The organism is Gimesia fumaroli, assembly GCF_007754425.1.
Classification (GTDB): Bacteria; Planctomycetota; Planctomycetia; order Planctomycetales; family Planctomycetaceae; genus Gimesia; species Gimesia fumaroli.
In genome coordinates, this window is record NZ_CP037452.1 from 2800148 (window position 1) to 2814736 (window position 14589).

A 14589-nucleotide genomic window follows, 5' to 3' on the forward strand; every position below is an offset into this window, starting at 1 on the left:
TAACGAATGCTTTGAGCAAAAATCATTGTTTCTCAAAAAAAAACACTCTGCCTCTTCCGTGCCCCTATGGGAAAGCCTATGATAGAGATGCGTTCGCCATCTTTTTGTGCATGTAGGTGCAATTATTTCATGCTGGTTTAGCAGGGACTCCATAATCTTTCGAAGAATGATCATATCTGAAAGATTGAATGGCTCAGGTGTCTTGTTCAATGAATGACTTCTGTTGCCGGTTTTCACTGCGATTAAATAGGATTTTCCCATAGATAGAATGGAAGACGATCGCCCTATCTTAGAAGACATGGTTGGCTATAGCCCGGCCATGCGAAATATCTATCGCCTGACTCGTCGTGCCGCCAGTACATCTTCAACCGTATTGCTGACAGGCGAAACTGGTACCGGGAAGGAATTGATAGCCAGAGGTATCCATGAATTGAGCCCCCGCGCCTCAGGTCCGTTTATTCGTGTGAACTGTGGGGCGCTCAGTGAGAGTCTGTTGGAGAGCGAACTGTTTGGGCATATTAAAGGTGCTTTTACCAGTGCCGTCGAAAATCGAACCGGTCGATTCGAAGCTGCACACGGCGGAACGATCTTTCTGGATGAGATCAATTCCGTCAGTTTTACCCTGCAGGTCAAATTGTTACGCGTGTTGCAGGAGCATGAATTCGAGCGTGTTGGAGATACCCGTTCCATTCAGGTTGACTGTCGTATTGTTGCGGCAACGAATCGTAATTTACTGGATGAAATTGAAGCAGGCCGCTTTCGTGAGGATCTATATTATCGCTTGAATGTGATTCCCATCGATCTGCCCCCGTTGCGCGATCGTGCTGAAGATATTCCTGATTTAATCCATTTTTTTGCCAAGCAATTCTCTGCGGAAGAACAGATTCCATTACCTCATTTTTCGGAGGAAGTGTTATCAACGTTCAAGAATTATGCCTGGCCCGGAAATGTGCGTGAGCTGCAGAATTACGTTGAACGACTGATTGTACTGTCAGGTGAGGATGGTCCCTCCCTGGATTTATTACCGGGGCATGTCACAGGGAAATCTGTTCCTCGATCACTGCCTTCCCGGGAACAGGACCCAGAGGCACTCTGTCGGGAACTGGTGGCGCTGGAATTACATCGCGTGGGCGACGACTCGACCAATGTGCACACACAGATTGTGTCGCAAGTGGAGAAAGAACTGATTTTGCAGGTTTTACGGTCTTGTCAGGGGGTCCAGACGAAGACGGCCACACGTCTGGGAATCAACCGGAATACGCTACATAAAAAAATATCAGAGTACGAATTAGAATCTGAAGCAAGATGACTTGCCCTTAACCTGCTGTACGGCCCTATAATAGGGAGTCGTTCTGATTCCCGTCAGTCGCATAGAGAGCCCTCCACTTTTGTTCCTCTCTTCTGAAACAAAGTAACCAGCATGTTATCGAATGTCACTGTTTTCTGTTTTATGGCCAGTTATCTGGTGGCTCTGGGATTAGAGCTGGCCCGATTTCTGCGGAAAAAAAGCGGATACCTGCGGCCTCTGATCTTTCTGTTTTCACTGGCGGGCCTGGTAGCACAGACGGCTTACCTTTTTAATCGTGCCCGGGAAACTCAGCTTCCTCCTCTATTGAGTTCTACCCATGACTGGCTGGTCGTCTTTGCCTGGCTGCTGGTGGCGATTTTTCTGTTTATCAATTTGATTGATGAAGAACTTTCGATCGGTCTGTTTCTGTTTCCCCTGGTCTTGTCGTTGGTCGTTTCGTCTTACTTTGTGGATGATGTGACCAATACCCTGGTGCAGCCGGCGATTCGTTCGTGGGCGCTGTTGCATGCCTCGCTACTGGTACTGGGAGGAGTGGGGATCGCACTCTGTTTTGTGATCAGCGCGATGTATCTGATTCAGCATCGACGACTGAAGCAGAAGCAGAATTTTTCCGAAGGATTCAATCTCCCCAGTCTGGCAAAATTAGCGCGTCTGAATCGCTGGGCGCTGATGATTTCGACCCCCTTGCTGACAATCGGGATGGGGATCGGGATTGGTCTGGGAGTCTATGTTCGCAAAGGCGCGCAAGCCATTTCGTTTCTTGATCCGGTGATTATCGTGTACGAAATTGTGTGGGCCGCCATGATGATCAGTGTCATCTTTATTCTTCGCAAGAAACAACCCAATCAGAAACATATCGCTCAATTAACCATCTGGACGGGGGGACTGTTGCTGTTAACGGTGATCGGCATTCAAATTTTGACGAATGTGCGCATCCTGAATTTTGATTCCTGGCACTCTTATTATTCTTCGCCGAGCGGAGATGTTCCGGGATCGACTGCAGAAAGGATCGTTTCGTGAATCTGCAGGTCGTTTACTGTAATCATCAGACAGCAGGTTTGGACATTCGCGAGAAGCTGGCTTTCTCGTCGAAAGAACAGTTGGATAACGCCTATTCTGTGCTGAAGCGATCGTATCCCGAAACAGAGATGGTGGTGATTTCAACCTGTAATCGGGTGGAATTGTATACGGCGACGCAGGAATCAGAGACGGGTCCGTCGCATCAGGATCTGGCGAAATTCTTTTCCGAGTTCCATCAGGTCCCCGTCAGCGATTTTTTTGAAGACTTTCTGGAGCGCACGGGGCCAGATGCAGTTCGACATCTGTTTCAGGTTGCCTCCAGTCTTGACAGTATGGTGTTAGGCGAACCGCAGATTGTGAATCAGGTGAAGGAAGCCTATCAACGTGCAACCGAGAACGAACTGTGCGGCCCCTTAACCCACGCACTGTTTCAACAGGCGATTCGGGTTTCGGCGCGGGTGCGAACGGAAACGCAACTTGCAGAAGGGCGAGTTTCGATTGCCAGTGTGGCAGTGGGCACGTTCGGCAAAGGGATTTTCGAACGCTTTGATGACAAAACCGTGTTGATCATCGGTGCCGGCGAAATGGCGGAAGAGACGCTGACCTACCTGAAAGATGAGGGAGTGAAGCAGATTAACGTCGTGAATCGCAGCCTGGAAAATGCAGAGAAGCTGGCGATGAAAGTTGGTGGTCAAGCCAGGCCTTATCAGGATCTGGAAGACTGTCTTGCAGACGCCGATGTGATTGTCAGTACGACGGGGGCTTCTCAACCGATCGTCGATGTGGCCTGCTTCCAACGCGTTTTAAAAAAGGCGGGGAATAAAACATTTTTCATTCTCGATTTAGGGGCACCTCGCGATTTTGACCCTGCTGTCGGCAAGATCAGTGATAACATCTTTCTCTACGATATCGACGATCTCGAAGCGACCTGCGAGAAAAATCGCAAGGCACGTCAAAAAGAAGTAGAAAAAGCTCTTGCGATTATCGATGAAGAAACCGAGCGGTTCATGCACGGGGTCTATCATCGGGCAACCGGTCCGATCATCAAGCAACTGCGGGAACAATGGCACGATGTGCGAGAGCAGGAAGTTGATAAACTGTTCGGCAAACTTTCCCACCTGGATGAAAAAGATCAGGAATTGATCAAACGTTCTATCGAACAAATTGTGAATAAACTGCTGCATCCCCCTCTGGAAGTATTGAGGCAAGAGGCGCGGGAAGGAACGCCACACGGACTCCTGGATGCGCTCAAGCAGTTATTTCATATTCGAGATTAACGCTTACGCTTCTGCTTTATTTTTTTCATGAGATAGCACAGGCAGGTTTGCCAGAATCGCGGCTGTCAGACTCAATAGAATATTGACGCTGTTGATGTATTTGGACGCCTGGTGATAAGTTCGAAACTCGGCAGGCCGCGGGCTTCCCGGAGGCGTGATCATGGCTTCAAGCGGCGTATAGATCCAGAAGTAATCGATCAGGCTGATTGTCAGCGCGAGCACAACCAGCCCCAGAATCAGATTGGCTCTGCGGCGAGAGATCAATTCTTTGGCACGGATTCCCAGACTGCCCAGAAATGCTCCCACCAATAAGATCCAGGCGATCGTATAATAAACGGGAAAGTGCAGCGTGATCAGTTGGTCTCTGACGAGAGAGTCGAAGGGCTGGAAGGTGACATCCTGAACGCCAGTGATAACAAAGATGACGGCCGCTCCGACCCAGGCCGACAAACAGAAGCGAATTAAAACCAGGCAGGTAGACGACATAGTTCACTTTGAAGTTAAAGAGTAATTTCGATCGTCATTCCGTAATGCGGAACGACCTGATTAAGCTGATATCAGGGTAAACAATTTGGCAGAGGACATGAAACCAATTTGAACCGTTGAAAACGGGTTTTCGCAAAATAGCTGGCGGTTGCCCGTCATTTCAATAATAGTTTGACATCGCTCGTGACTTTGGTTCCTGTTAAACGTTAGGATTGTTAATAAATTCGGCGGATTTCCCAAAACCGGCTTTAGGGAAGATAGAGAAACGTCTGAGTGTCAGTTACGATGGATTGACGCTGACATATCAAAAGTTGTCATTCCAACCAGAATTCAGTCTGTATTGATACGGTGATCGAACATGAAACGAGCGAAACGTCTTACGTTTAAACAACGTCTTTTGAGAAACAATGATTCGATTTCGGGAATTGCTGCCTCCGGAATTCGATGGGGGTTTGTCGTACTGGCTTTGGGAGTTTGCCTGCAGTTGACGCTGGCTGCCGAAAAGCAGACGGCGGTGCCCAAGTCGCCTTTATCTCCTGAAGCATCATTGAAGCAGACAGTGGTTCACCCCGACTTTGAAATGCAGGTGGTAGCGTCCGAGCCGAATGTGATTAACCCGGTGGCGGTGGCCTTTGATGAAACCGGAGTCCTCTGGGTTGTGGAAATGACGGATTACCCGCATGGACCTAAACCAGGCGAAAATCCGAAAAGCCGCATCAAATTATTACGCGATAAAGACCAGGATGGGTATTATGAGACCGCGACGGTCTTTGCCGACAAACTCTTATTTGCGACCGGAGTTCAACCTTGGAAAGGGGGGCTGATTGTCACCCTGGCCGGCAAAGTGCAGTTTATGAAAGATACCAACGGCGATGACAAAGCCGATGTCGTGGAAACGTGGTTCACGGGGTTCAAAGAAGAAAACTCACAATTGCGGGCCAACCATCCGACGCTGGGGCTTGATAATCACATTTATATTTCCAATGGACTACGTGGCGGTTCTGTGATTGCCACGCATCCGGAATGGCAGAAAAAAGCGAAGCAGGTTCCGATCAACGGTCTTGATTTTCGCTTTCATCCTTTGTCAGGTAAATATGAATCGATATCGGGAATCGGTCAGTTTGGTCTGACGTTTGATGATTATGGAAACCGGTTTGTCTGTACGAACCGGAATCCGAATAAACATATCGTATTGGAAAATCGCTATCTGAAACGAAATCCGTATCTGGCGGTGAAGTCGGTCTATCATGATGTATCTCCTGATGGAGAAGATTCCCGCGTGTACGCCATCAGCCGAACCTGGACGACTTCCACACTGCATGCGGGGCAGTTTACTGCCGCTTGTGGTGTGACCATTTACCGGGGAGACTTGTTTCCCAAAGGGTTTTATGGGAACAGTTTCACCTGTGAGCCGACCGCGAATCTGGTGCACCGCGATGTCATGACGCCGATGGGAGCGACCTATGATTCAAAATATGGTCGTGACAAAGTGGAATTCATCGCCAGCCGTGATGAATGGTTCCGACCAGTGAATATGGCCAATGGTCCTGATGGGGCCTTGTACTTGTGTGACATGTATCGCGCGGTGATTGAGCATCCGCAGTTCATGCCGGCCGAATTGAAAGAACGCTCGGACTTGAACGATGGCATTGATCGAGGGCGGATTTATCGCATTGTTCCCAAGAATGCCAAGATCGATAAAAGCGTTTATACGTCTTTGAACAATGCGACTCCGGAACAGTTGGTGACAGCCCTCGGTTCGAAGAGCGCCTGGCAGCGGGAAACCGCCGCACGTTTGATCTTCGAACATCAGGATACTTCGATTCAACCGCAGTTAGAACAACTGGTTTCCAATGGGAAATCAGCACAGGCACGAATCCAGGCCTTATGGGCATTAGAAGGATTAGGGAAATTGAGTGATGCGGTTCTGGAAACGGCCTTGAAGGATGCCTCACAGCGCGTCAAAGAGCAGGCCGTACGTCTCAGTGAGCCGCGTTTGTCGAAAAATTCCAAGCTGAAAGAACAGGTACTGTCGCTGGTCGATTCGGCAGATGGGCGATTGCGATTTCAGTTGGCCATCAGCCTGGGCGAGGCGGGTGATGTCTCTTCGATGGTAGATCAGCTGGCTCGCTTGATGCTGAAGGGGGCCGATGATTCCTGGACACGTGCTGCCGTGTTTTCTTCTGCTCCCGATCAGACCGTGGCGATTTTCAAATCGTTTCTCAAACAACTGAATGCAGCCGATGCCAGGGTATCAACTCACGCAGGTGTGACTGATGCCGTCCGCGAAATGACAGCGGTCATCGGTCCTCGACTAAAAGCAGACGAAATCGAAGAAACACTCTCGTTGATTGCCAGGATGGACTCCGATCAGCAACTCGTATTGCAGATCGCCGGTTTTGAAGGACTGGGGAACAGTCTCAGACGACGTGGAAAATCAATTAGTCAGTATCAGACCAAGTTATCTGAAGCCGATCAGCAACAGTTGAAGACCTTCTATCAGAAACTGGTCGATGCCGCTGCGAATCCAAAAACTCCGCTGGCTCAAAAACTGAATGCGATTGGTATCTTGCAGTTCGTTGGTTTTGACATGAGTGGCAAAACGCTGCTTTCACTGATCCAGGGTGCTGTCTCTCAAGAGGTGAAAATTGCCGCCATTGGTGCCATCAGCCCTTATTCTGATCAAGAGATCGGGGTGGTGTTAATGGATGGGTTTGCCACGCAGACACCGGGAATGAGACGGGCGATTCTGGATGCGATGTTGTCGAATCAGGATCGGACCAATCTGTTGCTGGATGCCATTGAAAAGGATCAGATTAAAATTTCAGAACTGGGACCTTCCCGTTCATCCCGTTTGCAACGGCACCGCAATCCGGAAATTAAGAAACGGGCCGCAAAGCTCTTTGCTGCTGCCATTCCGGCCGACCGTAAAAAAGTGCTGGCCGCATATCAGGCTTCTTTAAAGCTCAAAGCCAATCCCCTGGACGGGAAGCAGGTATTTGTCAAGAACTGTGTGACCTGTCATAAGATTGGGGATGTCGGTGTCAATGTGGCTCCAGATATTGGTGATTCTCGTACGAAAACACCCGAGTATCTGCTGACGAATATTCTGGATCCGAACCGGGCCATTGATGCGAATTTCTTCAGCTATACAATCGTCACAATTGATGGCGTGGTCCATACCGGGATCATTTCTTCAGACAGTGGTGCATCGATTACGTTAACCCAACCGGAAGGAAAAACGATTACAGTTCTGAAAGAGGAAATTGACGAAATGAAATCCAACGGGGTGTCATTGATGCCGGTCGGACTGGAGAAGACGATCAATCCACAACAGATGGCCGACTTGATTTCGTTTATCAAGAACTGGCGTTATCTGAGTGGTCAGGTTCCCAAGGACATCGCCAAGCCACAGTAGTTTTACTGACCGGCTATAAAATTAACATGGCGTCACCATAGCTGTAGAAGCGATAGTTTGCTTCTACAGCTTTTTCGTAGGCTTCGCGGATGAACTCCGAGCCGGCAAGCGCGCTGACCAGAACCAGCAACGTTGATTTGGGCAAATGAAAATTAGTTAATAAGCAATCGACGGCCTGAAATTGATAGGGGGGATAGATGAAGATATCAGTCTCTCCCTGCCAGCCTGTGAGCGGGCCTTGTTTCGCGACCGATTCCAGAGTTCGAACGCTGGTGGTTCCTACGGATACAATTCTGCCGCCCTGCGCACGTGTGGCATTGAGCAAGTCGGCGGAGACTTGTGGTAATTCACACCACTCAGAATGCATTTTGTGTTCTTCAAGTGTCTCGGCAGAGATCGGTTTGAATGTACCAATGCCGACGTGCAGAGTGACGTGAGCGATGCCCACTCCTTTTTGTGTGCAGCGTTCCAGGAGTTTCGGAGTGAAGTGTAGGCCGGCGGTCGGCGCTGCGACAGCGCCCGGCTGATTGGCATACACGGTTTGATAACGTTCCCAGTCTTCGTCGGTCGCCAGTTCCCGTCTCATATAAGGAGGCAGAGGCATGGTGCCGAAGTGTTCGAGCAGACGGTGATGGTCTTCTTCGGATTGAACGGTCACCGTCCAGTAACCTTCCTCGTCTTTCGATTCCATTATTAAGAAGAGCTGTTTCTGTTCGCTGCGTTGGTGCGCGGGCTGCAGTTCAATGATCTCGCCTGGCAACAGCTTGCCTCTGGTCTTGCTCATTAGTTTCCATTGTCCCGCTGCGTTTGAGCCGAGGTAGAGGCCTTCCCACTTGCCGCCCGTTGATTTACGGACGCCGAACAGGCGGGCGGAGAGTACCCGCGTGTCATTTAAGACGAGGCAGTCGCCGGGATTCAGATACTGGGGGAGATCGGAAATAGAACTATGACTGATGGTCTGAGACTTTCGATCCAGCACCAGCAGGCGTGACTGATCCCGCTGTTGGGTGGGTTCAGTCGCGATCAATTCGGGGGGGAGATGGTAGTCAAATGCGTTTAAGTCAGTCATCGAACCGGTTTCTAAATCATTTCATTTTGCGAGAGTCTGGTTCGACCTGATCGAATCTTCTCTGGAAACAGCGGGAATTATCGGATTTTAACGGAGATTTTTATTTTCTCTTAGTATATTGCGCACAATTTCGAAATCTAAGCTTGTCGACCATTTCCGCCTTCGAACAATAGAATTCAGGTATGATGAACAATCCTGTTTTGTTTCTTGATTTCTCATAACTCTCAGAGGCCAGGCGCTTGTCTGACATTGAATCGCCCATTCCGATTGCGTTTTGTATAACCGGCTTGCAGCCTGGTGGGGCGGAACGTGCGCTGGTACAGATCGTGAAGCGGTTGAATCGCGAAAAATGGGCGCCCGTTGTCTACTCTCTGACAGGCACGGGGCCTCTTGCCGCTGATCTGCAGGCTGCGGGAGTTCCCACCGAAATCTTGCACACGCGTTCCGCCTGGGATGTGAGTATTATCTGGAAGTTGGCACGAAAGTTCAAAGAACAAAAACCGGTTTTACTGCAAACATTTTTATTTCATGCGAATTTTGCAGGGCGGATCGCCGCTCGTCGGTCAGGTGTGCCACATATCGTCTCTGGGATTCGTGTTTCCGAAAAACGAAAAAATGGACACTTGTTGCTGGACCGATTGACAAATCGACTGGTGGATTTCAATATCTGCGTCAGTCAATCGGTGGCGGAGTTTTCGATTCGGGCGGGAAAACTTCCTGAGTCGAAAGTGACCGTGATCCCCAATGGTGTCGACTTCGAACTGTTTGCGTCGGCTGAACCGCTGGATTTGAGTCTCTGGGGCATTCCCGCTGATGCCAAAGTGGTGTTGTTTGTGGGGCGGCTGGATCCACAGAAAGCCCCCGGTGATTTATTGACGGCGTTTGGCCGCTTTGCAGAACAGGCTCCTGACTTTCATTTGCTGTTTGTCGGCGAGGGGCCGTTGAAAACGGAATTGCAACAGAGTGCCAACCAGTTGTCCTGTGCAGAGCGTGTTCATTTTGCCGGTTGGCAGTCTCAGATTCCCCAATTGATGCGAGCCGCTGACTGTCTGGTGTTACCTTCGTTATGGGAAGGGATGCCGAACGTGGTTCTGGAAGCGATGGCTTCCGGTTTGCCTGTGATTTCGACGGAAGTGGATGGGGTTTCCGAATTGATCCAGCAGGGAGAGCAGGGGACTTTGGTGGCCCAGAGAAGCCCCGCTGAGATTCAGCAAGCATTACAGGCTCTGGCTACCCAGCCCGCCTCGTTTCGCAAGATGGCGGGGAATGCGCAAGATACTGTGAAGAAAGAGTTTACATGGGACTCGATCGCACACAAATATGAACAGGTTTATGAGAAAATCCTGTCTTCACACGCCTGATTTTTAAGAAAATTTTGACCCTAAATCAGGTCGATCGCAACAAAATGTAAAAATCCTCAAAGTCACAATTCCAATTGTGATAAGTATCTAGGTCAATTCGAGTTTGCCGATTTCAACTCCACCTTTCAATCATGCTTGACGATTTGATTCTGGCTGGTAAATTCATCACTCTGTGGTGAATAGTGGTGATGAGTGGGGATCAATGGCACTAACGGGGACGTTCAACAAGATTCTGGATGGTAAACGGCGATTGGCGATTCCCAAACGGCTCAAGGAAGAGCTTGTGAACAAGGAGTTTACCCAGATTTACATTGCCCCAGGAACGGAATCCTCTTTATTGCTTTTTTCTGAGAAAGGATTTGAACAGCAGGCACAACGATTGAAAGAGTATTCCAGGAACGGCCCGGAGGCAGCTCAGTATCTGCGTCTGTATTATTCGCGGGCAGAAAAAGTGGAAGTCGATTCTCAAGGACGGATTTGTATTCCCGAACGTCTGGCCGAACTAGCCAGCCTGGAAGCAAAAGAAGAAGTGGTGTTGATTGGAGTTCAAGACCATGCGGAGATCTGGAGTAGCACGCGTTGGAATTCCTATCTTAACAATCATGGCCCTCATTTTGATGAGATGGCTGCACAAGCCTTTGGCCAGATGCCCTGGTAATCGTTTGATGTGATGTGGAACATTTCATTGATGAAAACCAATTTGAAGACTGATTAACGTAACGAAATCAAACAAAGTATTGTTCAAGGAGGACATAAAGGAACTCTTCCGCTGGCTACCGGGCTTCGCGGATTGAAGGTGAAATGGATGTCACCTGTGTGTGCTCAGGATATTAGGTTGGGCCACCGGTCGTTCGTCTCCTGATACAAGCAGAATGGAAGCTGCTTGAGACGGATGGCTTCAGGGTTCCCTCCTTGGACAGGAGTTGGGCCTGTTTAAGACAGGTTTTCTTTTTCGCCGGCTTCCTGCGGCGAGCGGGCTGTTGTTTCAATTGGTTTCTGAGAGGGAACTTAGGTCACGCTGTTTTTGCTTCTCAAAAATCTTTAACTGATCTTGCTAAAAAAACAGGAATTTCCTAAACTCCCCATGCTTGAGAATCAGGCCGGTTCTTGTGTTTGCTTCTCAGGCAAGCAATCTCTCTGAGTAACACTTCAAAGTCTCTACCCCTCCCAATAAATAATCAATTCATATTTCTCCTGTTGGTGAAATGGAAATGGCCTCAATGACGGTTCTCCAATTCACTGAGGGATCATTTTATATTTAGAATCGTTACCAATTGAATGTCAGGTATGTCCGGTGATCAGAAAAGGCCGATTCACTTACCGGTTTTATTACGAGAAGTGATTCAACAGCTGGATTTATCTCCGGGCCTGGTTGTCGTAGACGGCACCGTAGGCGCTGGAGGTCACAGCGAACATATCCTGCGGAAAATTGGTACAGAAGGAACTTTAATCGGTCTGGATCGTGATACGATGATGCTGGAGTTTGCCCGAGAAAAATTAGGAGTCGAGAGATTGCCAGAGGGGCAATGTCATCTCAGGCAGGCGAGTTACGCGGAACTTCCCACCGTTTTGGGTGAAATAGGATTAACGTCCATTGATCGCGTTTTGCTGGACCTGGGTTTGTCTTCTGATCAACTGGGAGACGACGAACGCGGTTTTGGTTTTGAATCATCGGGCGAACTAGATTTGCGGTTTGATACCAGCACGGGAATGCCCGCCTGGGAACTGTTGCAAACACGCTCGGAATCAGAGTTGTGTGAAATCTTCGAAGTATATGGAGAGGAACGATTCAGCCAGCGGATTGCCAGTCAACTGGTTAAGCAGCGAAAAACGGCGCCCATCAAAACGGCGGCAGAGTTAATTAAAGTGGTTCAGCAGGCAATTCCAGCCAAGGCACTGGCGGCGGCACGGAAAAACCCGGCCACACGTGTATTTCAGGCACTGCGGATTGCAGCGAATCAGGAACTGGAACAACTGGAAACGATGTTGGGATCGGTTCTCCCTGAGGTTCTGAAACCGGGAGGCAGAGCTGCGATTATCAGCTTTCACTCTCTGGAAGATCGAATGGTCAAACAGGCTTTTAAAGATCGAACCATCTGGAAAAACTTAACTCCAAAGCCCATTGTGGCAACGCAGGCCGAGCAACGGGTGAATCCACGTTGCCGAACCGCGAAGCTGCGGGTGGCGATGAAAACATAATTATTACGACTGAATGAAACAGGTAGGCAAGCAGATTTCTGTTTGTCTGGAAAATCAGAAATTACGTTTAAATTGGAAATGGTTCAGAGCCATGACTGAAGAAAAAAAAGCAGAACAGGCGTCAGAAGAAGACTGGGGCGTTGAAAAACCCAAGTCAGGGATTGCCATCGAAACCAAAGTCGGGCTGTGCCTGATTTGTATCCTGCTCAGTGCCTTTGGGTTGGTGGTCTATCAGAAGATCAACCGACCACAGGAAGATCTGGCAGTAAATAGTCCCGCGGAAGAGACGCCTGAGAGTGATCAGTCGAAAACGGAATCAGATCCCTTTGCCGAAGGGAATCCGGAAGCGGGTACCACAGGTCAGCTGGCAAGTCAGTCAAACGGCTTCGATACTTTTGGGAATGAGCCTGATGGAGAGAACTCCGGCTTTTCTACACCTCAGGAAGAGCAGGGGAATCCGTTCGCAGAGCCACAGCCAGAAGCACAGGGGGCAGGTCAATTTGCGCAGAATGCGTTTGATAATCAGAGTGAACCAGCGCAGCCAACTGAAATGGCTGCGAATCAGTCAGACACCGGGTTTCAGCAGTTTGATCAGCCTGCTGGGGCCAGTAATGAATTTGCGAATCCCGCTCAGAATGAGTTTCAGAATGAAATGCCACAGCAGCCCGATCCGGCCGCCTTTGATAATGGGCAGCAGGACCCTTTTGCCGGTGGTGATCAATTTGCACAACAGCCTGCGGGGGCAGCTGCATCACAGACTGCGCCACAACAGAACGAATTCAACGTCGGTACAGAATCTGAGTTTGCCCCTCCTGCCGCTGGCGCTGATTCTGGTTTGATGGAACAGCCTGCAGGACAGGAGTTTGCCCAGACACCAGCGGCAAACACCTTTCAAGATGAACCAGATCCGTTTGGCGGTGCCGCAGCACAGCAGGGACAGGTGATGCAGCAACCACAGCAGCCAGCGGAAAATGCATTTGATGAATTCGGTTCGTCAGAGAGTCTGAACACGAACCAGATGCAAAATACAGAAGAGTTTTCTGAAAAACCGGCGAAAGTGAATATTACAGAGATCTCCAGTCCCAGCGATGCCAACGCATTTGGAGATGCCGGTTTCTCGCAAAGCGAACCTCAAGAATCCGCGGCACAACTCGAGAATGCCTTTGGTCAGGGGCAGGATGCGGTAGCAATGGATAATCAGCAGTTTGAACAGCCTCAGGCTTCTGAATTCAGTGAACCCAATCCCGGCCAAAGTGAAGAACGATTCGGAAATTTTCGACCAGAGGAATTTTCGGCGCAACAGGCTGAAAGTGTGACAACAGTCAAGCGTCCTGCTGCAGCCATCGATTCTGGAACTTTTCGTGATTCCGCCATGCCGGCGGAACAGGTTCCTCAGGCGCAAGGGCTCTTTGATAGTCCTGCCCCTGTCAGAGAGGTTTCCACACAGGAGTTTGGTTCGCAGCAGCAAGACGTCTTTAATCAGCAGCCCACCGTACCGACAGGAGGAGAGTACGTCGTCCAGAATGGAGAGAATTTCTGGACGATTTCCAAGAAGCTTTATGGTAGCGGGCGTTATTTTCAGCTGTTGGCTGAAATGAACCGAAGCCGTGTCAGCGATCCACGTAAGATGAGACCTGGTTTGAAACTGATTGCTCCCGATCAGGGGACCATTGATGCAGAGTATCGGGCCCGGCATAAAGCGACGCAGACCATGGTCAGTGAATTTTCCGGTCAGGGAGGAAGTCGCAAGTCGAGTAAGCCTGCCGGTTTTTTTATCAGCCAGGATGGTCGTCCGATGTATCGTGTGGGAAGCAGTGATACTCTGACTGACATTTCACAGAAGCATCTGGGACGTTCTTCCCGCTGGTATCAGATTTATCAGATCAATCGTCAGAGACTGCAAAATCCGAACAAGCTACAAATTGGAGCTGAATTACAGCTGCCTTATGATGCCAGCCGAGTCAGCCTTGTTCCCGGAAAGTCATCCAGCCGATAGTGAAAAACAGACGTTATATTCGTCTTTTTTCATAAGGAACTAATCCGGCAGCGAATTTGAAGATCACCCACCCGCTGCCTGTGGAAGGCTGGGCTTGATGTTATTCCGATTTGGTAGTGCAATCATGCTGGCGGTTGCTGTCTCATTGATCGGGATTGCGCTTGAGAAAGAAAGCCTGAAGCTGAAACGCCAAGTGAGTCGGCAGCATTATCAACTGGATGTGTTGATCGACGCGCATGCCAAGATGAAATTGGCCACACAACGCGCTGGTTCTCCCAGGCAGGTGTTGAACTCGATGGAACGGGGTGAGTTGGACGTCGAAACAAATCAGCAGCCAGTCTCGACGAATCGCCGTGAAATGCCTTTGTTGCAGTGGCATTTGAACCATTCGTCGAAACAGGCGGCAGGCGAGAAGTAACCGTATCTCAGGACCTATGACGAAGGCAGGCCGTTT

11 protein-coding genes are annotated in these 14589 nt (G+C 49.6%); 9 read left to right on the plus strand and 2 right to left on the minus strand.

What is annotated here, in order from left to right; translation table 11 throughout:
• Window positions 1-268: 268 nt before the first annotated feature.
• From Enr17x_RS10580 to hemA, 3 genes are all read left to right on the plus strand, one after another.
• On the plus strand, window positions 269-1309 hold the full coding sequence (locus Enr17x_RS10580; protein ID WP_145308491.1) for a sigma-54 interaction domain-containing protein: 1041 nt from the start codon (window positions 269-271) through the stop codon (window positions 1307-1309).
• Between the two features lie 111 nt (window positions 1310-1420).
• Window positions 1421-2329 carry a cytochrome C assembly family protein gene (locus Enr17x_RS10585; protein WP_145308493.1) on the plus strand — a complete coding sequence of 303 codons (909 nt, stop codon included), beginning with the start codon at window positions 1421-1423 and terminating at the stop codon, window positions 2327-2329.
• Entirely contained in the window at window positions 2326-3606 is a 1281-nt protein-coding gene (hemA, locus tag Enr17x_RS10590) for a glutamyl-tRNA reductase (RefSeq protein ID WP_145308495.1), read from the plus strand. The genes Enr17x_RS10585 and hemA overlap by 4 nt, the downstream gene beginning before the upstream one ends.
• Before the next feature lie 3 nt (window positions 3607-3609).
• On the opposite strand, the gene Enr17x_RS10595 is transcribed toward hemA, so the two are convergent.
• A complete protein-coding gene (locus Enr17x_RS10595) occupies window positions 3610-4092 on the minus strand; it encodes a hypothetical protein (protein ID WP_145308497.1) in 483 nt (160 codons plus the stop codon).
• Window positions 4093-4450: 358 nt separating this feature from the next.
• Here Enr17x_RS10595 and Enr17x_RS10600 point away from each other — a divergent pair, with 358 nt between their 5' ends.
• The gene (locus Enr17x_RS10600) at window positions 4451-7510 is read left to right on the plus strand and encodes a PVC-type heme-binding CxxCH protein (protein ID WP_145308499.1); all 3060 of its coding nucleotides are present in this window, start codon (window positions 4451-4453) and stop codon (window positions 7508-7510) included.
• Between the two features lie 13 nt (window positions 7511-7523).
• Here the strand turns inward: Enr17x_RS10600 and queA are convergent, their stop codons facing one another.
• Window positions 7524-8579: a tRNA preQ1(34) S-adenosylmethionine ribosyltransferase-isomerase QueA gene (gene queA, locus Enr17x_RS10605; protein ID WP_145308501.1), complete on the minus strand. Its 1056-nt coding sequence runs from the start codon at window positions 8577-8579 to the stop codon at window positions 7524-7526.
• Between the two features lie 239 nt (window positions 8580-8818).
• On the opposite strand from queA, the gene Enr17x_RS10610 reads away from it, so the two are divergent.
• From Enr17x_RS10610 to Enr17x_RS10630, 5 genes are all read left to right on the plus strand, one after another.
• Window positions 8819-9940: a glycosyltransferase gene (locus Enr17x_RS10610; protein WP_145308503.1), complete on the plus strand. Its 1122-nt coding sequence runs from the start codon at window positions 8819-8821 to the stop codon at window positions 9938-9940.
• A 202-nt stretch (window positions 9941-10142) separates the two neighbouring features.
• Window positions 10143-10598 (plus strand): division/cell wall cluster transcriptional repressor MraZ, encoded by a 456-nt coding sequence (locus tag Enr17x_RS10615; protein WP_145308505.1) that lies wholly within the window; start codon window positions 10143-10145, stop codon window positions 10596-10598.
• A gap of 629 nt (window positions 10599-11227) precedes the next feature.
• Window positions 11228-12139, plus strand: coding sequence for a 16S rRNA (cytosine(1402)-N(4))-methyltransferase RsmH (gene rsmH, locus Enr17x_RS10620; protein ID WP_145308507.1), 912 nt, complete (start codon window positions 11228-11230; stop codon window positions 12137-12139).
• A gap of 91 nt (window positions 12140-12230) precedes the next feature.
• Window positions 12231-14135: a LysM peptidoglycan-binding domain-containing protein gene (locus Enr17x_RS10625; RefSeq protein WP_198001088.1), complete on the plus strand. Its 1905-nt coding sequence runs from the start codon at window positions 12231-12233 to the stop codon at window positions 14133-14135.
• 97 nt (window positions 14136-14232) lie between these two features.
• On the plus strand, window positions 14233-14553 hold the full coding sequence (locus Enr17x_RS10630; protein WP_145308511.1) for a hypothetical protein: 321 nt from the start codon (window positions 14233-14235) through the stop codon (window positions 14551-14553).
• The last annotated feature ends 36 nt before the right edge of the window (window positions 14554-14589 follow it).

Excerpts from the sequence above, each read along its gene's own strand:
- Enr17x_RS10595 (WP_145308497.1), bottom strand. The coding sequence starts at position 4,092 with ATGTCGTCTACCTGCCTGGTTTTAATTCGCTTCTGTTTGTCGGCCTGG.
- rsmH (WP_145308507.1), top strand. The coding sequence starts at position 11,228 with ATGTCCGGTGATCAGAAAAGGCCGATTCACTTACCGGTTTTATTACGA.
- Enr17x_RS10600 (WP_145308499.1), top strand. The coding sequence starts at position 4,451 with ATGAAACGAGCGAAACGTCTTACGTTTAAACAACGTCTTTTGAGAAAC.
- Enr17x_RS10585 (WP_145308493.1), top strand. The coding sequence starts at position 1,421 with ATGTTATCGAATGTCACTGTTTTCTGTTTTATGGCCAGTTATCTGGTG.
- Enr17x_RS10580 (WP_145308491.1), top strand. The coding sequence starts at position 269 with ATGGAAGACGATCGCCCTATCTTAGAAGACATGGTTGGCTATAGCCCG.
- Enr17x_RS10625 (WP_198001088.1), top strand. The coding sequence starts at position 12,231 with ATGACTGAAGAAAAAAAAGCAGAACAGGCGTCAGAAGAAGACTGGGGC.
- Enr17x_RS10615 (WP_145308505.1), top strand. The coding sequence starts at position 10,143 with ATGGCACTAACGGGGACGTTCAACAAGATTCTGGATGGTAAACGGCGA.
- Enr17x_RS10630 (WP_145308511.1), top strand. The coding sequence starts at position 14,233 with ATGTTATTCCGATTTGGTAGTGCAATCATGCTGGCGGTTGCTGTCTCA.
- queA (WP_145308501.1), bottom strand. The coding sequence starts at position 8,579 with ATGACTGACTTAAACGCATTTGACTACCATCTCCCCCCCGAATTGATC.